This window comes from Microvirga sp. jy35, assembly GCF_056148915.1.
Window position 1 is genome coordinate 1 of record NZ_JBWBEW010000062.1, and the last position, 19,126, is coordinate 19,126.

General features: G+C 58.4%; 12 protein-coding genes and 2 pseudogenes. 5 read left to right on the top strand and 9 right to left on the bottom strand.

Going from position 1 to position 19,126, the window contains the following annotated elements:
- Nucleotides 1-163 precede the first annotated feature (163 nt).
- Nucleotides 164-485 (top strand): annotated as a pseudogene (locus AC0QTX_RS25535) (IS66 family transposase); the annotation flags it as partial.
- A 292-nt stretch (nucleotides 486-777) separates the two neighbouring features.
- Here AC0QTX_RS25535 and AC0QTX_RS25540 read toward each other — a convergent pair.
- The 9 genes from AC0QTX_RS25540 to AC0QTX_RS25580 form a co-directional block, all read right to left on the bottom strand.
- Nucleotides 778-2,145, bottom strand: a complete 1,368-nt coding sequence (locus AC0QTX_RS25540; RefSeq protein ID WP_474606612.1) for an HlyD family type I secretion periplasmic adaptor subunit — start codon at nucleotides 2,143-2,145, stop codon at nucleotides 778-780.
- A complete protein-coding gene (locus AC0QTX_RS25545; protein WP_474606613.1) occupies nucleotides 2,142-3,995 on the bottom strand; it encodes a type I secretion system permease/ATPase in 1,854 nt (617 codons plus the stop codon). Before AC0QTX_RS25545 ends, AC0QTX_RS25540 begins: the two co-directional genes overlap by 4 nt.
- Before the next feature lie 189 nt (nucleotides 3,996-4,184).
- Nucleotides 4,185-6,314, bottom strand: a complete 2,130-nt coding sequence (locus AC0QTX_RS25550) for a calcium-binding protein (RefSeq protein ID WP_474606614.1) — start codon at nucleotides 6,312-6,314, stop codon at nucleotides 4,185-4,187.
- Between the two features lie 292 nt (nucleotides 6,315-6,606).
- Complete coding sequence (locus AC0QTX_RS25555) at nucleotides 6,607-6,879, bottom strand: hypothetical protein (protein WP_474606615.1); 273 nt, start codon at nucleotides 6,877-6,879, stop codon at nucleotides 6,607-6,609.
- A gap of 314 nt (nucleotides 6,880-7,193) precedes the next feature.
- On the bottom strand, nucleotides 7,194-7,343 hold the full coding sequence (locus AC0QTX_RS25560; protein WP_474606616.1) for a hypothetical protein: 150 nt from the start codon (nucleotides 7,341-7,343) through the stop codon (nucleotides 7,194-7,196).
- Between the two features lie 282 nt (nucleotides 7,344-7,625).
- Nucleotides 7,626-9,194, bottom strand: coding sequence for a GNAT family N-acetyltransferase (locus AC0QTX_RS25565; RefSeq protein WP_474606617.1), 1,569 nt, complete (start codon nucleotides 9,192-9,194; stop codon nucleotides 7,626-7,628).
- 56 nt (nucleotides 9,195-9,250) lie between these two features.
- Nucleotides 9,251-9,973, bottom strand: a complete 723-nt coding sequence (locus AC0QTX_RS25570; protein ID WP_474606618.1) for a hypothetical protein — start codon at nucleotides 9,971-9,973, stop codon at nucleotides 9,251-9,253.
- A gap of 209 nt (nucleotides 9,974-10,182) precedes the next feature.
- Nucleotides 10,183-10,704 carry a hypothetical protein gene (locus AC0QTX_RS25575; RefSeq protein ID WP_474606619.1) on the bottom strand — a complete coding sequence of 174 codons (522 nt, stop codon included), beginning with the start codon at nucleotides 10,702-10,704 and terminating at the stop codon, nucleotides 10,183-10,185.
- Nucleotides 10,705-11,103: 399 nt separating this feature from the next.
- The gene (locus AC0QTX_RS25580; RefSeq protein ID WP_474606620.1) at nucleotides 11,104-12,864 is read right to left on the bottom strand and encodes a hypothetical protein; all 1,761 of its coding nucleotides are present in this window, start codon (nucleotides 12,862-12,864) and stop codon (nucleotides 11,104-11,106) included.
- 808 nt (nucleotides 12,865-13,672) lie between these two features.
- Between AC0QTX_RS25580 and AC0QTX_RS25585 the strand changes: the two genes are divergently transcribed.
- From AC0QTX_RS25585 to AC0QTX_RS25600, 4 genes and pseudogenes are all read left to right on the top strand, one after another.
- Nucleotides 13,673-14,194, top strand: a complete 522-nt coding sequence (locus AC0QTX_RS25585) for a response regulator transcription factor (RefSeq protein ID WP_474606621.1) — start codon at nucleotides 13,673-13,675, stop codon at nucleotides 14,192-14,194.
- Between the two features lie 804 nt (nucleotides 14,195-14,998).
- Nucleotides 14,999-16,600, top strand: a complete 1,602-nt coding sequence (locus AC0QTX_RS25590) for a sensor histidine kinase (protein WP_474606622.1) — start codon at nucleotides 14,999-15,001, stop codon at nucleotides 16,598-16,600.
- Complete coding sequence (locus AC0QTX_RS25595; RefSeq protein WP_474606623.1) at nucleotides 16,597-17,259, top strand: response regulator; 663 nt, start codon at nucleotides 16,597-16,599, stop codon at nucleotides 17,257-17,259. Before AC0QTX_RS25590 ends, AC0QTX_RS25595 begins: the two co-directional genes overlap by 4 nt.
- Before the next feature lie 532 nt (nucleotides 17,260-17,791).
- Nucleotides 17,792-18,830: pseudogene (locus tag AC0QTX_RS25600) on the top strand (IS110 family RNA-guided transposase).
- Nucleotides 18,831-19,126: the final 296 nt, after the last annotated feature.

Here is a 19,126-nt window from a genome sequence, read left to right on the forward strand (position 1 = left end):
ACAGCAGGATCACTGAGCGATCGAAGTGGCGGCCTTTGAACATCTGAACCTCCGGAGTTTTGCCGGAGGCATACGCCAAACTGAGTTACTGAACGGTTTGCGACGGAACCCCCACAACTCCTCATGCTCTCGGCGGCTGCTGTACCGAGCAGGATCATCCCGCGCGCGCATCAGCGGCAAAAGCGAATCGGCCGAGGCAATCCGTTATATGACCTCCCGCTGGAGGGCGCTTACGGTTTACGCCACTGACGGGCGCCTTGAGATGAGCAACAATGCCGCTGAGCGGGCAATCAGACCTTTGGCCCTGGGCCGGAAGAATGTATCTTTTCAGCGGTTCCGATGCAGGTGGCGATCGCGTAGCGGTCATCTACACCATCGTCGAAACCTGCAAAATGAACGGTATCAACCCGCAAGCCTATCTTGCCGATGTCATCGAGCGCATTGCCGATCATCCGGCCAACAGGGTCGACGAACTGCTTCCATAGAATTGGACACGACGGACTTAGTGTCCACTTGGTCACTAGTGGACACAATCCGGTCCCAGCCCGTGGCCATCACGCCACGCTCACGCCTGATCCGGCCCCGAACCAGGATTGGTGTATCCCTCTCCAACAACTTGACGGCGCCCTTTCTTCAGCGCTGCTGCCTAAACTGAGGCCCTGTCTGGCCTTCGCTTAATCTCTATCAGGGTTTGCAACGGAATCGGCAAACCCGCGGTATTGCCAGGGTATCAAGCTCGATAACGTGACAGTGCCAGATCGGGGTTTGCTACTGCTGTCAACCCTCGCGCAGGCTACGCCTCAGAGCGTCAGTGAAAGGTTTGATCAAGTACTCAACTAGGGTTTGCTCGCCGGTGACAATCAAGACCTCCGCTGGCATCCCAGGCACCAATTCAATGGTTGGATCATTTCGCCTTATTTCCTCACGATCAACTTCAACACGGGCGAGGTAATAGGATTGGTGTGTAATCTCGTCGACAAGCCGGTCAGGAGATACAGACTTAACCACGCCTGAGATCCGAGGCGCAGTCCGATTCGCATAGGCAAGTAAATGTACCTGTGCTGGAAGACCAGTGTGAACCACATCGATATCGTTGGGCGAAATACGCGCATCGATCAGTAGCAGATCGTCAGAGGGGACAATATCCATGATAGGCTCGCCTTTCTGGACGACCCCGCCGTCCGTCTTGAACCGAAGGTTTACGACCTTTCCCGCAATAGGTGATCTGATGGTGGTCCTGTTCAGGATATCCTTGCTGGCAAAGAGGCGTTCGCTGGTTGTTGCTAGTTCAACGCGAACCTGGTCGAGTTGGTTTGTGATTTGATCCATGCGCTCTGCATCGAACGCCGTAATCTGAAGCTCTGTTTCCCCAATCTGCTGTCTGACGCGAGCAATGTTCCCGATATACTCGCCCTTTCGCCCCAAGATCTCGGCCTGCATACGCTGCAAACGAAGCAGTTCAGGCTTTGGAAGAATGCCTTTGCGCTGAAGCTGCTCCTTGCCCTCGACCTCTTCGTTGAGCAATTCGAACTGACGCGTAGCGCTCTGTACCTGAGCCTGCAGGCCTCTGATCTGTTCCTGATACTGCTCGATACGTTGTCGAAGGACCAGTATCCGCGACCGATGCATGGAATGTCTGGTAGTGAGCAGTTGACGCTGACCTTCGAGCACTTTGTGGAGCCCGGGATCGTTCATCGAGTCGCGTAGTTCAGCTGGAACTTCGATCTCATCCTGTCCCAACCGTTCCGCGAGTAGGCGTGTGCGGGTCACGAGTAAGGTCCGGTACTGTTCCAGCAGTGTCTCGTATGTCGCACGTGGCTGAACATTGGACAAAATGACCAGGGGCTGCCCGACGCTGACGGTATCGCCGTCACGGACGGGCAGCGCGTTGATCATGCCACCCTCCAGATGCTGGATTGTCTTGCGGCTTCCATCCGGACTGATGATCGCAGGGGCGGAAGCGCCGCTGGCGATTGGCACGACGGATCCCCATACGCCAAACCCGAGCAGAAAGGCAGCGGTCAGGACAAGCCCCGCCCGCGACGGGCCACGGAGCCCATGCCGGAGAACTGCTCGATCATCGGCTTCCGTCAGGAGCCGACTTCGACCACCTTCAATGACTCTCAATGCATGGACTGGGCTCATTGTGCACACCTGTTGTGTTCTGAAGCGTCGGAGCTGGTGGCCATGTTGGAAGCAGGTCCTGCCAAGGAAGCCTCCGTCGAAGCGTCGATTTCCTCAAGCCCGGCACTAGGGGGTTTGTGCATCGGCACCGTTCCCGGCTTGCCACCTGTTGCGGCAAGTCCGCGGAGCGTTTGCAAGACCTGTTCACGGGGACCAAAGAGCTCGACACGCCCATCCTTGAGCAGGAGGATCTTGTCGGCCTGGGCGAGCGTTGAAGGCCGATGTCCGACGATGACCAGGGCTGTACCCTGCTGCTTTAACTCGTGAAGGGTTGCGGCCAAGGCCGACTCTCCGGCTTGATCAAGATTGGCGTTGGGCTCATCAAGGACAATCAGCCGCGGATTGCCATAGACGGCTCGCGCCAACCCCACCCGCTGGCGTTGCCCCCCTGAAAGCCCCGCTCCGCCGTCCCCGATCTGCGTTTCGTATCCTTGCGGTAGGTGCTGGATCAGCTCATGCGCGTGCGCCACCATCGCAGCCTCGACCACGGCCTGATCGTTAGCCTGCCCGAGCCGGGCGATGTTCTCGCGGATGGAGCCGGCGAAGAGCTCGACGTCCTGAGGCAAATATCCGATGAACTGGCCAAGCTGGCCCTGGTCCCAGTGATCAATCTGCGACCCATCGATCCGGATCTGCCCAGAGGAAGGCATCGCGGTGCCAACGAGCAAGCGGCAAAGGGTGCTCTTCCCTCCGGCTGAAGGGCCGACGACGGCAACCGCCTCGCCAGGCTCGACCGCGAAGGAAACGTTGCGCAATACGGGCCGCCGATCTTGTGGCAGCAGGTAGGTCACGTTCTCGACGTCCAGCCGGCCCGTTGGCGCAGGGAGGCGTGTCCGGGTGATCTGCACCGGACTGTTCTGCAGTCGCAGCTTGAGCCGCCCGTAAGCAATTCGAGCGGAGGAAAAGCCGCGCCAGACAGACATCGCCAGCTCGACTGGCGCAAGGGCGCGGCCGAGGAGGATCGAACCGGCGATCATCGCACCCGGCGATAGCTCACCCCTTAAGACGAGCCACGCACCTAATCCGAGGGCGGCGATCTGTACTAGGAAACGCACGAACTTTGTCAGACCAGCCAGAATGCCACCCATCTCGGCTGATGCCCGGATGGCCGTCTGAGCCGTGGCATTGGTGGACTTCCACCGCTCGAGGACCGCAGGAAGCATGCCCATGGCGCAGACGACTTCGGCATTGCGGATGGCCGCTTCTGCCTGCTGGGTTGCTGAGATCTGCGCGAGATTGGCCGTGAGGTTAGGTTTCCGGGTCAGGAGATCGTTGGCGATTGTCAAACCCAAGAGAACGATGGCCGAGCAAAGAGCCAAAATCCCAAGGATGGGATGCAGCATCCAGATCAGGATCACAAAGACAGGAACCCAGGGCGCATCAAAGAACACCGTCAAGCCCTGGGTTGCGATGAAATTCTGAATTTGACTCAGGTCTCTTAACGGCTGGGCACCGGCATTGTCTCCGAGGAGACGGGCATTGACGCCATTTGCGAGATACACCGGCCCCAGACGGTCATACAGCCAGCAGCCGATCCTGGCTGTGACCGCAGAGCGGAGAGAATCCAGGGCGCCGAGAAGGAGAAGGGCTATCGCAGCAAGGCCTGTAAGGGTTATCAAGGTCTCAAGATGACCGGTCGTCAGAACGCGGTCATAGACCTGGAGCATGTAGACGGGTTGCGTCAGCAGCAAGAGGTTGATGACGAGACTGAACAGGGCCATGATCCAGAATGCCGAGCGGCAGGCCGACAAGGCTTGACTAAGTTCCGTGTCCCGGTTCGACGACTGAGTGATGCTGGCCTGCAGCGCCATGCTGATGTCCCCCCTTGTTTCTGCAGACCTGTGGCGGGACCGCCGACAACCTCGGTTCCCGTCTGCAGTGGATGAAATTAAGAGCCGCGCCTTGCGCGTGTTGCGCCAAAAGGGATCAGCTCCCCGTTCGCTGCTATGGCATGTGCGAGCACATTGTCCGCCATTCGCACATGCCATCGCTGTTCGTGGTCAGGCGATCGAAGTCGGATCAACGATCGAGATGTCGCCGCTGTTGAGGATGGCAGAGGCCGCCGCCTGTGCGGCTGGAATACTGGCTGTCGATCCTACGACCACGTAGGTGGTGTACGCTCCTCCCGCTCCTGTCAGCTTGAGCGCGAGAGTGCCGGCCGAATTGATCTGAGCCAGGCTTGCGGTGAACGTGCCACCGACCTGGATGTCCTCGCCGGTCTGATATTGAGTGATGAACGACGTTCCGGCGAGGGTCCTGTAGGTGTCCAATCCGGCGGTTCCGCCATCAGCGATACCGTCACCAATCAAGGTCTTTGACCCGGTCCCGTTCGAGATCAGCAGATCGGCCCCGCTGCCGCCCCGGAGGATGTCGTCGCCATTGCCGCTGACGACGCGATTGCTGACGCTGCTGCCCCTCAGATCGTCGGTGAAGGCCGAGCCAATCAGGTCTTCGATGCCGTTCAGAAGATCCCCAGCGGCATCCCCTCCGATACCTGTGGTCGCCCCAGTCGGGATTGCCGTCAAGGTAACCTGGATTCCGGCCGAGGATGCTGAATAGTCGGCCGTATCGCCCGTGCCGTCTCCGCCGATCAGAACGTCTGCCCCGGCCCCACCGCGAAGGGTGTCATTGCCACTCCCACCTTCGAGGCGATTGTTCGCGCCGCTGCCGATCAGCAGATCGTTGAACGCCGATCCAATCAGGTTCTCAATCGTGCTAAGCTGATCGCCTGCAGCATCGCCGCCGAGGCCTGTTCCGGCCTGAAGGTCGATCGTGACCCCGGCCGACGAGGTCGAGTACTCGGCTCCATCGACGCCGTCGCCCCCAGTCAGAACATCCGCGCCGGCGCCTCCCATGAACGCATCATTACCTGAACTGCCTGTTAACGTATCATTGAAACCCGATCCGATGACACGTTCGATTGTGTTGAGCTGATCTCCTTCGGCATCACCGCCACTACCCGTTCCGAACCCGGCCGGATCGGCGTTGAGCGTCACTGAGACTGCGGCCCCTGAAGCCGAATAGTCGGCAGTGTCGACGCCACCGTTCCCGATCAGAAAGTCAGCACCGCCGCCCCCGACAAGCCGGTCGCTGCCGCTGAACCCGTCGAGCACATCAGCGGCCGTGCTGCCGAGCAAGACATCGTTCGACGATGAGCCGATGACCTTTTCGATTCCGGAAAGCCTGTCTCCCTCGGCCTCCCCTCCGGTGCCCGTGCCCGGGCTGGTGGTTTCGGCACTTAGCTGGATCGTGATAGCCTGTGACGACCCCGAGTAGTCGGCAGTGTCAAATCCGATACTCCCGTTCAGAACATCTGCCCCCGCCCCGCCGATCAGCTGGTCATTGTCCTCGCCCCCGACCAGCTCATCGTTGCCATCACCACCGATGAGCTGGTCGTTGCCGAAACTTCCGTTCAGAGTATCCGCCCCCGCCTCGCCGACCAGCCGGTCGTCGTTATCACCGCCAAGAAGCTCGTCATCGCCATCCCCGCCGAAAAGCTGATCGTTGCCGCCTCCCGCCAGGAGAGTGTCGCCCCCAAGTCCCCCACGAAGGATATCGTCCCCGCTACTCGACAGCAGTTGATCGTCGCCTTCCCCGCCGTCTAAGTCGTCATTGCCGAGGCCGCCGTCGAGCGTGTCGTTGCCGGCGCCACCTTGGAGCGTGTCGTTGTCGCCCGCACCGACAAGCATGTCGTCCCCGTAGCCGCCGATAAGACTGTCTGTCCCATAGCCACCAAGGAGGCTGTCGTTGCCGCCGCCGCCGTAGAGTGTGTCGTTGCCGTTACCGCCGTCGAGGATGTCATTGCCGCCAACCTGTCCGTCAATGGTGGCCGGATCCACGACACCATCCTCATTGGCATCCGTGGCGTCGCCATAGATGAGATCGTTTCCGTCATTAGCCCTTAGAATGTCAGTGCCGGCTCCTCCCGCAAGGGTATCACTCGTGCCCGCGCCTGTGATCGTGTCGTTGCCGTCGCCGCCGTCCAAGTAGTCGCCACTGTCGGGAGAAGTCGAGCCTCGGGCGATGCTCACTTGGATGATATCGGCTCCTCCGAGGCCATAGACCTGGTGGCTGCCCGCTGTCGAAATCTTGGAAAAGTCGTTTGATCCTGTAAGCCTGACTTTCGGCATGACACACTCCCCGTGAAATGGTTGCGTTTACACAATGTACGTGGTCGTTTTGCTGGGATAGTAGAGCCTATACTTGCCAATACAACGACGCACACGGTTACCACCCTTAGACGTAGTCGGACTTATCACACGAGTGCCACGACGCGTCGGGCCATTCACCCTTGCGGATTAGTGTTTGATCCCATGCTAGTGCGAGAGCACGAGAGCCGGATCAATGCACCGGATCCTTTCGCGGACAAAGAAAAGCAGGCGGCGGTCGTCTCAGGACGACCGCCGCCGCGAACGCTTACGATTAGTCGACGGCAGCAATGACCGAAACGGAGGCATGCGACAGATAATCTGTCGTCAGAACCGCCATATCGATCTCCACGAGGGAGTTGTCACCAAAGGCTTCGGCGTCGATGTTCACCTGGGTCAGGTTGTCGTTGAGATCGACATCAGAGTCGACCTTGATGTCGACGTCCACGTCCTTCTTGAACTCAATATCCCACTCGAGTTCGATCTCAGCCTCGACCTCGATGTCGATTTCCTTGTCGAAGTTTACTTCCTGGTAATCCCAAGACATTTTCTGTCTCCCGTTGCGAAGTCGGCGACTCTGCCGACATATGCAGTGTAGGAAAAGCACCAGTTCATCGTCAAAGAAGCAAAAGACTGATCAAACGTTAGAGACATTGAGGAGTGGACACGGAAACTCACTACTTATATCGATAGTATGAGATCACCTTACGTTCGACGAATGATTGCAATAACACTCAAGTAGTCAGCCCTGAACAATGCGGCTTAATCAAGCGCCGGTTGGAGGGGAGATTGCGTGAGAAGCATCCGCTTGCGTGGATGAGCTCATGAGAGCTGCGATGCACCAGGCCACTAAAACCCGAGCTAGTTCAGGATCAGCCGCAGATTGTGTCCGGCCGCCACGAGCAGCGCATTCATGGCATCGCCAGTTGGTATCTGCAGATGGTTGCGTCCAAGGCGCCCATCCTCCTTCATGTGGCCGATCATCGGCTGAATGGCGGATCGTCGTTTCAACTCGCACTGGGTCATCGGTGTAAGGCCACGGTGCCCGCCCGCGATGAAGACCTGCTCGTGTTCGCGTAGTGATGGTCGCGAAAGCCGCGGTTGACCTAGATCCGCTCAGGCTCAATCCTTTTCATGGCGATCACTTGGTCCTTGGTGGTGTTGAGCGAATGGCCGTCATAAAAACTCATGTCATCAAGGAGTAATAGTGCCGTTGGCCAGCCATATGCAGGGCCAACGGCTTGGTATTGCCAGAAAAGTTTGAGTTTATTGAAATCCTACCAAGAGCGTCGCTCAGCTGAGCGGAAGGTGAATGGCATCGCGCCCGGAAAATCCTGCGCCGGCGGCTTGTGCAAGACCAATCTTTGCTTTGATATCATTCGGCTGCAGGCCCAGTGCGGACTCGAACGAGGCAACCGCGTCCCAGCGCCGTCCAAGCTTCAGCTGGGCGACGCCGAGATTATAGTAGGCATTGGGAAATGTTGGCTGCCGCCTCACGATCTCTTCGTACGCGGCCGCCGCCTCGGCCAGTCGGGCTTGTGCCTGAAGCGATTGCGCCAGCATGAACCATGCCTTGCATGCGGATGGTTCGGCGGCGATAACGGCCCTAAACAGCCTCTCTGCTTCGTGGTGACTGCCTCTTGCCGCTACCATCTGTCCAAAGCGGTAGAGTGCCACCGTACAGTCGGGTTGCATGCTGAGAGCCTGCCGGTAACCAACCTCGGCTTCAGCAAGCCGCCCGTCCCGATGGAGTGCGATCGTCTGCTTGAGCAGCAGAGACAAGCTCCTTCTGTCTAATCTGTTCCCAAGGTTTTTCCCAGTCCGAGTCCGCACGACGATGCACTTGACGTGGCGCTCCTCGGCCCCGAACGAGTACTTGTAAGCTTCGTTGCCTCTCAGGAAATCATAGGTCGTAAAACCAGCGGCAATGGCCGTTCGAATGCTGTACGCATGGAGGACGAGGCCGGGTGAAGGATTGTTGAGTCCTTCCAGCCGACCGCCCATGTAGAACAAAAGGGACCTGTTTTGCGTGTCGATAAGGCTGGCCAGTGCACCAATCGGCGCTCCGCTTTTCCACAGAACAGGCAAAAACAGTGACCCGTTGTCAAAGCAATCCATCAGCATGACGCGCGCCACCTTCCGGATGCTTTCCATCCGATCGCCCTTGCGCGCTCCCCACCTGGCTTCCCACAGGCGGAGTAGCGTCTCTATGTCATGCTCGACGGTTCCCGCGGTGGTATGTGTGATACGGAACTCGTCTGACGTTTCTACCTGCTTCAGGAAACGTCGAACTTTCTGTCGCGTGTTCGGGCGCAATGCATTGCCGAGATAGCTCTCCCAGTCGCTGGGCAGCTTCACGCGCGGGCAAACACAGTTGTCGACGCCATCGATATTCACCTGTGGAGCGATACCCATTCGGAAGGCATCTTTCGGAAAGCAACTCAAAAAGGAATGCAGGCGGTGGTCGGAAGTGAGAACATTCGTGAGGGTGAGGTCAGCCCAATGCAGCGTCCTGAGGTGGTTGGCAAAGGCTCTGATTGCATCATGCTGACAATTGGGCATGCAGATAAAACCAGTGTAATCAGCGGCCGGTGTCCCAGCCATTGTGATCTCATTGTAGAATTCGCCATTGTTCCTCATCTTGAGTCTTAGGCGGAGAGGAAAGAAAGCGACATAGGTCGCGGCATCGTCGTTGGGCTTTGCCGCCAGCACGAACCATGGCGAATCGAGGCGTTCAAGGCGTTTAAAGAGCCAGACGGAGGACAGGAAGAATTGTGCTTCCGGATCGGCCTCGTACACGCCGTCCCACTTATCCTGGAGCGATGAAAGCGTCTCCATGTCGCTGATGACATCAATCTGCATGTCTTTCACCCTGAGTCTCGGATGGGTGGAGGATTGACCTTGATGCCTAGCGGGCCTTAACCGACGCCGAACCAGACATAGCCGCCGATCACGGATAGCTCGTCCTCGATGGCAAGTGCGGAGGCATCAACAAGGACGAGGGTGTCGTCGGCGTATGCCGTCGCATCAATCTCAATGATGGCAAGATTGCCGTCCAGACCGTCCGAAGTACGTTCATCCGACGGGGTCGGCTCGTCTGTGTCAAGGGAGCCGGATTGCTGATCCGAACCGCTGTCGTCTGAGCTGTCAGCTGCTTCCGCGCCGCCGGAGGTGTTCGACAGATCCAGATCGACCGCCAGAAGGTTGGTCGTTGAAGTCTCTGTCCATATCGACGTGTCGGAGGTTTGGAGGGTCTCGGAAGTCGTTGAGGTGATGGTCACAAGGGTGTCCGCCGGCGAGGCCTCGCCGTAGGTGCTTGCAGACGCATAGGCGAGGTCGCCACCTGATGCCTGGCCGGTGGCCGTGAAGCTGGCGGATCCCTGTGCAATGACGGCCGTACCGACATCGGTGATCTCGCCCTCGATGGTTCCGATCGCAGCCGTGTCCTCACCGACCGCGATCGCTTCACCCCCCAAGATGGCGATCGTGCCGTCGCCGCTTTCCGGATCCAGAGATCCTGTCTGGATACCGATGTTGGTATCATCATTCTGGGTCTGAATCGTGGAGCCACCCGTCAAATCGGTCGAATTCGTGACAGAGGAAACGGAGGTCGTGGAGCTGTATGAACTGCGTACCTTCATAGTGGTCCCTCCTAGCCGACCGATTCCGAGAGCTCAGAAGTACCGACGTCGGAGGAGCATTGAAATATACGCAATGGGTGATCCAACTTACGGCGTCTACCTGGGCGAGAAGTTGTTCCACGTAAGGCGGGGGTAAGGTGTAGTTCCTATCGTTGGCACCATGGACAACGTCCGGTGGTCCATGGCGCCCTTCCCATACGCATCAGCCTTCAGGCCACTTCGGTCACGACGGTTGCGCTGACCGTGGAGAGGCTATCTTCCATCGAAAGAGCAGAGGCATCGATGCCGAGATAGGTGTGCCCCGCCTCAGCCTTTGCGTCCACGTCGACGGTTGCCACATTGCCGTCGTTCGGACCTGTGGCGCGAGGAGCGCCTTTCTCGACCCTTTGGTTGATCGCTATAGGCCCCCGCGGTAGGTCGACGTTCTCAATATCGATTGCGAGGTAAACGGTCCGGGATGTCTCGCCCGAATAGCTCTGACCGCCCTCCTGTCCACCGTGCGACGAGACCTTGGTACGCGTCAGGAAAAGGTCCGCACCTGCGGCGGACGCATAGGAGTCGGCGGCGGCGTAAGTCGGGTCGCCATCGGAGGCCTGCGCGCCGGCCTTGAACTGGGCGGAGCCGAAGCTGATCTTGATCGCTCCTTTGTCGAACGTTCGGGTATAGATGTTTCCGCTTGCGCTGGTGTTCTCGCCGACCGCGGTCGCTTCGCCGCCAATCATGGTCTGCATCTTACTGTCAGTATCCGTGCCGGAGGTCTTGGTAGCTGGCGCCGGTTGTTTGGATACGCTACCGGCAGGGCTCTCGGCTGATTGGTTTGCGGTGCTTGTGGATGATAATGCCCCTATCAGCTTCGCGAAAGGATTAGAGAACATCTTTGCTTTTGCCATCCTGCTTCTCCGTCTGAAATCGCCTGATCCGTGAGTGAAGGCGGGTGCAAAGAGAGCAGATCTATCGGGCGAGTAGAACGTGTGCAGTGAGTGATCCGACCAACGATGTAGAGGAGGTTTTTTCTTAGCCGATCGTGGATAATCCTCCTGATCGGCGACGTCAGCGTTCTCGACAGAGACCCTTTGCCCCGTCAAGCGGTCTGGGTTTCAAAACTCCAGAAAAGATTCGCCGTGAGGCGGTCAGCGCGGAGTGGCAATCCCATTCGCCTCCCGGAGGGGCGGCATTCGACTCTGCGCATAAAGGATCTGGGCCTTCTCCAGGTCGCCTGTGATGCCCCGAACCTGCCACTGGGCAAGCATGGTCGGATCGTAGGTCTGGGCAAGCAGATAAACCCCGCGGGCGCTACCGCGCTCTCCGGCACGCTCCAACAGGAGACGGGCTCCACTGATGTCGCGAACCCGCAGGAGCGCCTCCGCGCGGTCGAGCAGGCGCTGCTCGTCGGCGGAGTTGGCTCGTGGCGGAGGCGGCACCAATGGCTTAGAAGCTGTGCGGTTGTCTTCGGCAGGTGGTGCCGGGAGCTGGTCGGGCATCGCTGCCATGATTGCTGGCCCTACAGTTTCCTCTGGTGAGGCCTCTGAGGTAGCGGCTTGCATAGGTTCCGGTGCCAGGGCCGGAACTGTGATCGCCATGATCCAGGGCGCAGGTGGGCGAAGACGTAGGGCGCCGAGCTCTTCACGCGCCAAGGCAAGCTCGCGGGCGAGCGCGTCGGCGCGCTCCCGCTCCCGCTCCAGGGCGGCTTGGCGCTCGGTCGCAAGCGTTTCGACCATTTCGACCAGCCGCTCGACGGGACTCGGCGGGGGCGTGTTTGCCGCCTGCGGGAAAAGAAGGCCAGGCATGGTCTCGAACGGTAAGGAAAGGCCTGCCTCGGGCGCCGACTTGACGTCCTGTCCATGATCCAGAGGATGTATGGCGGCCTGCTGTCCTTCCTTAGCGATGGCCTCCTCAGCGATGGCTTCCTTGACGTCGGGTTCGGCCGTCGGGGCCTGCGGCTCCAATTGCTCTTCTATGCCCATCGGGGCGGTGAGGTCCTGCGCGCGCAATCCGTCCGCCACAGCAGGCGTGCCACCGGCGACTGGCGGGTCTGCTGCGGATGGTGTCGGTGTAACCGGTTCAGGCGCAGGCACGGGTTCGGAGGCCGGCGACAGAGGCGACGGGATGCCAATTTCCTCGGTCATGCCCCCGCCGGCTGGCCTGACTGCCGCATCCTCGACTGTCGCAGCTTCAGCGGGAAGAGGCACAACGGGCAGGTCTGGCATAGTGTCAGTGACAGGGACGGGGGGCAGTGCGGCGGGCCCATCGAGTTCGACATCCGCCGGAGCCGGCGAGGCAAAGGTCTCAGAAGAGGCCGTAACTGGGATCGGTTCTGTCGCTCCAGCTGGTGGATCTGCGGGATGTATGGCCACGCGCTCTGGTTGGCTTGACAGCGGAATATCAGCTTGGGCTACGATCGTGCCGCCCGGCAGGGAATGAACTGTCAGCCGCCCCTTTCGGCTGAGCACCTGGGCGAGGGACTCGGACAGAAGTCCTGGCGCCCAAACGATCACCAGCGCCACGGCGGCCACTACCTGAGCGGTGATGACTGCCGGCCCCATGAGCTGCAGCCAGGGCGTCGAAACAGAGGGGCGGGTGGATGCCGTTGCTGAATCGTCCCTGTCAGCCTTGGAATTCACGGAAGGAGCAGGACCCTGCGTGCTCGTTGGCTCCAGTCGATCGCCACAGACCTGAGCTCGCAAGGCGCCAAGGGCAAAGTCGAGTTTCTCCTCGGCAACCTGGGCCTCCAACAGGTAGGCAAGCTCATCCGCCGCTGAGGGGTCAGACCTCTCGGGAGGTCGATGAGGCTGCTCCGCCGCAAGCCGTCGAGCTGCGCTAACGGCTCGGTCTAGAGTATCGTAGGCACTCTCGGTGCGGATCGCGTTGGAATCTGGGCCCGTCTCAATCATAGCGAGGCTCCGCTGCAGGCGCACCGGCCCAGATGTCGCCGAATGTTCCGGCGACTCGCCGCGTACGGGCGGAAGGCGTGACGTCACCTTCCCGGGCGCGTTGTGAGCGAAGAACCATCGCAGCCTTGGCAGGATTGATGCAATTCATCAGAAGACTAAAATTCCAGGTCGGAATATATCATGAGGTTGAGAACTGCCGCGTATAAGGTGAATGCCCCTTTGATTGCATCGGTGATTTGGCCCGAAGAATAGCAATGCTTTCCTGTTCCCGGCTTTCACGACGACGGGAAAACATGCTCATACAATGCTCATTATTCGCTGTCCCGAGAAGAGCTTAGCAGCAATAAGTTGATGCCAATTCGCAGTATCAACCTTAGCTTTGATTAGTTGAATACGTTCCGTGTGCAGGACTAAATACGGATGGTGTCTGTGAGCATACCAATAGTAGCAATTTATGATTATAACTTCAGGTAAATGGTCTTTTCCCCAATGCCTAGTTTAACAGTAAGAAGCTGCGTTTTAGCCGAAGTGGGGTTTAGCAGTATTTCGAGCGTTTCAAGCGAACAATTTTGCGGGGAAAGCAAATTCCAAAAAATCATGGGAGTGCGAAATGAACCTGACACTGAAGCATGCTGAAGATCAGGCCGTCATGATCCTCGATGTGATGAGCCTCAGGCGGGCCGGATTATCAAGCCTTCTGGCAGAGTGGGCTCAATCCTGTGGGTTGACGCTAAGGTCATCGGACCTTGCCGAGGATGACACGGTGGACAATTGCAAAATGCTCCTTCTGAGCCTCGGCAACGGCACGTTGGGCGATCCCGATCTCATGCAGAAAATCAAAGCTATGCAGGTTAAGCAGCCCGAGGCGATCCTTGTGGCAATCTCGGACCGGGACGATCCTGACGAAATGCTGCGCGCCTTTCAGATCGGGTTCCGCGGCTTCATTCCGACAGCCCTGGAGCCCACAGCCGTCTTTCAGGTACTCACGTTCCTCATAAGCGGCGGCTCATTCTTCCCACCGACCGTCCTCAAGCGCTTCTTGCAGCACGGCGACATCACGCTCAACGGTTCAGGTCAGCGGGCCGACGGAGCGGACGCCGCCGAAGTCAATTCGGCGCATGGTCTCACCACGCGCCAGCAGGAGGTTCTCGGGCTGCTGCGCCATGGGATTTCCAACAAGGTAATCGGGCGCGAGCTTCACATGTCGGAGGCAACGGTCAAAGTGCATGTGCGCCAGATTATGCGGAAACTCGGTGCGTCGAACCGGACGCAGGCCGCCGTGATAGTCGCGACAGATTCGCCGAAAGCGGACTTGTTAGGTGTACACTAGCCCTGAACTTCGCGATGTGCGGGGCAGGAAATCGTCTACTTTCGGATAGGTCAAAATCCCCCAGTCCAGAACAATCATTGCGATCCCATTTCGTGAAAAGCGAGAATGTGAGATGGATCTTGATGCCCCCTTTCCAATTGACCAATGCCGAGCACGCGTTCGAAACGTAATCCTAGCCGAGTTTCAGGGTCGCACTCCAACCCTTCGGAAAGTGATCAGCATCTCTGACAGGGAATGGCTAAAGATGCCCGGCATGGGTCCCGGAACTCTTGAGGAACTACGCCGCATCACCAGACGCCAATTGGTCGAGATCGCCCCAACAAGATCACAAGCCGGTCTCTATCTACTTCGCCGGTCGACGAGTTGCTCTCCTGGCTGGACCAGTTCCAAAGCGAATTGCGCGCTGTTGCCTATGAGATCTGGATGCGGGCCAAGCCAACGGGGACTGAGGGCTCCGGAAACTGAAGCGTCGATCGCGACAGGTTGCACTGCAGAACCCGCCAGACCGATGGCGGTCCTGCAACCCGCAATTCTTAGGGCTCGCTGGCATCCCGGCTGATGGCTCCACGGGGTTATCCATTCCGTCCCGTAGTGCCCGCGGAGGACACCTCAACTTTACCCCTCATTTCATAAGAGTAACTCCTTAGATAAATGGAAGTAAACCCTATGCGCGCAGTATGATGGCATGTGAAGCTGTAAATGTCATAACATCGCGGTAGGTTCGCATTGAAGACAAGGCTTCTGATTAAGCTTGAGGAATCTCTCCTTCGGCGCGTTTTAGCGGTGCGGCCTGTCCGTGTAATCGTGCTTGCACGGCTGACACTCGCCATCTTTGCTCTTGCGGCGGTCACTCTTGATTTGCCTCAGCCGGCCCGCAACATAGAATTCACATATGTCGTTGCCGTCGCTTATCTGGCCTTTGCGATCATCAGTACTTATATCGTCATGCAGGGTCCTCCAACGACCCTGGAACAAATCCTTGCCCATACGATCGACATTGTTTGCATTTGCCTCCTGATATACCTCAATCATGGCCCTGACAGCCCGTTCTTAGTCTTTTTTACATTTATCATCGTGTCAGCCACACTTCGGTGGGACTGGCGCGGCGCGGTCGTCACCACCGCTTTGCTCGTGCTGATCTTTTTTCTCATTATGGAGGTCGAGAGCCACGGGTTCGCAGAAAGGCTTACCGAACTCAGCCTGAGTCAAGCCATCCTTCGCCCGGCCAATCTGCTCGTGGCGGGCATCATGCTCGCTTATGTCGGCGTATTGCAGGAGTGCCGCCGCATGCGCTTGGCCAAACTCGTCGCTTGGCCAGGGCCCGATTCCGGGCAAGACGCTGCCGTTCCAATTGCATCGGCGCTCGGACATGCAGCCGAGATCATGTGTGTGCCGCGGCTGCTGATCATCTGGGAACAGCCTGACGAGCCGTTCCGCGACGTCGTGCTCTGGTCGAACGACCGTGTTCAATATATGCGCGAGCACTCCGATCGATTCAGTACGATCGTTGCCGAAAGTGTAGGCGGCAAAAGCTTCTTATGCCGACCCAAAGCGCGGGGAGTGAGCGCCGACAAGCTGATCGACGAGGATCTTCGGCGGACCTTCTCGATTGAAAGCGCTCTGTCGGCTCCATTTCAGCTGCCCGTTTGTCATGGCCGGATCTTCTTGCTCGACATGGTCGATGATAGTGGTCCAGAAGATCTCCTGCTCGCTGAGTTGATTGCAACTCGCCTTGGCGTCGATCTGGAACACTATCTTGTGCGCGGTGAGCGTGAGATGACGGCCGCCCTGAGTGAGAGATCTCGCCTGGCGCGGGATCTCCACGATGGTGTTTTGCAGGGGCTGACAGCCGCCACCATCCACCTAAAACTCAGCCACTCCCAGGCTCGCGGAGATGTTGCGGACCGTCTCGCTCAAGTCCGACAAGTTCTCGCCACCGAACAACAGCGGATCCGGGCGTTTGTTGAGGCGACACGATCGGGCGGGAACACTCCTTCGGAACCTGCAGATCTACGTGGTCGGATCAGGAGTCTTCTAAAGGTTCTCAGCGATCAGTGGGGTTGCGACGTGGACGTTAGGGTTGAACCTCCTGATTTACAAACTTCAGAATACATAGCGTACAATGTCTGCCACCTTCTAGCCGAGGCCTTGTCCAATGCCGTCCGTCACGGCAAAGCCTCTCATGTCGATGTTTCCGTCCAGGCTGATCCTGGCCGCCTCAAACTCACGATCAGCGACAACGGACGCGGATTTCCGGGTCTCAACGGCCTACATTCAGATGATGAACTGGCCGTCCACGGTATCAGCCCTCTTTCACTCTGCACCCGTGCCAAGGAATTAGGGGGCTCTCTCTACCTGCAAACATCTCCTTCGGGCGTCAAAATTGATATCGAGATACCGTTATGAAAACCACCTCCAAGACCTTTCAAGTTGTGTTGGCCGATGACCATCCGGTGGTCCTAGGCGGTCTTAGAGATCTGGTTCGAACAGATCCGATGTTTGAGATTGTTGCCGAATGTCTGGACGGCGAAACAGCGATTCAGACTATTGAGGATCAAAAACCCGAACTGGCTATTCTGGACATTGCAATGCCAGGCCTCAGCGGAGTCGACGTGCTTACTGCGATTGAGGAGCGCAGACTCAATACGCGCATCATTATTCTTACTGCGACCGCTCATGACAGCCAAATCGTAGAAGCCGTATCATTGGGTGCTTACGGACTGATGCTCAAGGATGCTGCGGCGGATACACTGCTCGCATGCATGCGGGCAGTCTCGATGGGCAACCGCTGGTTACCCGCAGAAATCGTTGAACCCGCGATCGAGCGTGAACTCAAGCGGCGTTGCTCGGTCGAACAAAGTAATCATCCGCTAACACCTCGCGAACGCGAGATCGTGCACCTTGTTGCCGAGGGACAGTCGAATAAGAAGATCGGCCTACAGATCGGTGTCACTGAAGGAACTGTGAAAATGCATCTGCACAACATCTATCAAAAGCTCAGTGTCGATAACCGCACGGCTCTTGCTGCTTTGGTGCTTAGTCACAGAACTGATCAGAAGCCCTGACATTCTAACAATTCTTGACACTATTCGAGCGAGGACTTGAGACCAATCCGACAGAGGAGAATCCAAGATAAGGAGTGGTATGCGGCATCTTGCAACGAAGGCTGTCGATTATGGTACCGTGTATGGGGCTCGGCGATTTAATCACGCGGCTGGTATTCGCCAGTATTCCGCCTGGCTAAACATGAGTTAGCGACACTCAGCCACTCGCGCCTAAATTCAATCTAGAGCATTTTTCGGCAAAGTGGCTCCGGTCCGCCGTCAAAAAATGCGGCAACCAAAGAAAAGAGATGATTCCACGCAAGTGGAAGCAATTCTAGAAACTGGTGGCGTGGGCGATAGGAAACACACCCGAGCTTGAGAAGCCACACCGCATGGGCGATGACCTGAGGTAGCTAACGGGCTTGTTCATGCTTCAGCTCATAAGGCAGAAGCCCTGACCGAGAGTTAACGTGATGTCGTGGATGGCGCCCTCCACCAGCGTCTAACGTGCCAGAATGGGCATGTCCAAGAACCCGGAGCGGAGCCACTGACCATGCCAGAGATTGCCACGATCGGCCTTGATATCGCAAAGAACGTCTTCCAGCTGCACGCGGTGAATAGGGATGGAAAGATCATCCTGCGCAGGGCGCTGCGCCGCAGCCAGGTGCCGGGCTTCTTCAGCGCACTGCCCCCTTGCCTGATCGGCATGGAAGCTTGTGCAACCGCTCATCACTGGGCCCGCACGCTTATGGCCTTCGGGCATGAGGTCCGCCTGATCCCGCCCGCCTATGTCAAACCGTATCTACGTCGGCAGAAGAACGATGCCGCGGACGCGGCTGCGATCTGCGAGGCCGTCGATGCGCTTTGTCCCGGTCAAGAGCCCACAGCAGCAGAGCACCCTCATGCTGCACGGCGCCCGTGATCTTCTGATCGGGCAGCGGACCGCCCTGATCAATGCCCTACGCGGTCACTTCGCCGAGTTGGGCATCGTGGCGGCGCAGGGCGCTCGCAACACGCGCCAGCTGATCGCTTATCTTCAGGACGAAACCCACCCGGATCTGCCGGACACGGCCCGGATGGCGCTCCAGCCTCTGGCGACGATGCTGCTCGGAATCGAGGCGCAGATTGCCAAACTCGACAAGGCTATCCTGGCCGCCCACCGCAGTGATCCGGTCAGCCTCAGGCTGGCCACCATCCCCGGCATCGGTCCAATCGTGGCCTCCTGTCTCTCGGCCAGTGTTGCAGACGCCGGCCTGTTCCAGGGCAGTCGGGAGTTTGCCGCCTACCTGGGTCTTGTGCCCCGGCAGCACTCAACCGGCGGCAAGGCGAGGCTTGGCTCCATCTCCAAGATGGGCAACCGGTACCTGCGCAAGCTGCTGGTCGTCGGCGCGCACGCGGCGCTCTACAGCATGAAGTCGGGCAAGACCAGGACGGTCCTGGCAGACTGGACCAGGTCTCTGTTGGCCAAGAAGCCGTTCAAGGTGGTGGCCGTTGCGCTGGCCAACAAGATGGCCCGGATCGCTTGGGCGATGATGGCCAGGAGCACGGCTTACGAGCCTGCGCGCCAGGGAGTTGCCGCGTCAGCGGCATAGACAACCAGTTTAGACTATTCGCCCTTAGGGCAACCCAGTTGGCACGGTGACGATGAGATGATGTGAAGCCACAGCGGACATGGACCGCCGGATCTGGACAACCCGTGGTGTTGTCTTGCGCCAGTCAAGCGCGATACCGTGAAAGGGACCAGTTCCAGCGTAAAACATCAGGGCCTGCGGTCATGAAGTACCGCGCTCAAAGGCCGGAGACATGGCCTATGTGGACATCGGGTAATCGCGGGCAGCGCGAGAGCTCTGGCGGAGACGCCGATCAGGCGACAGTCTGATTGGCCCAA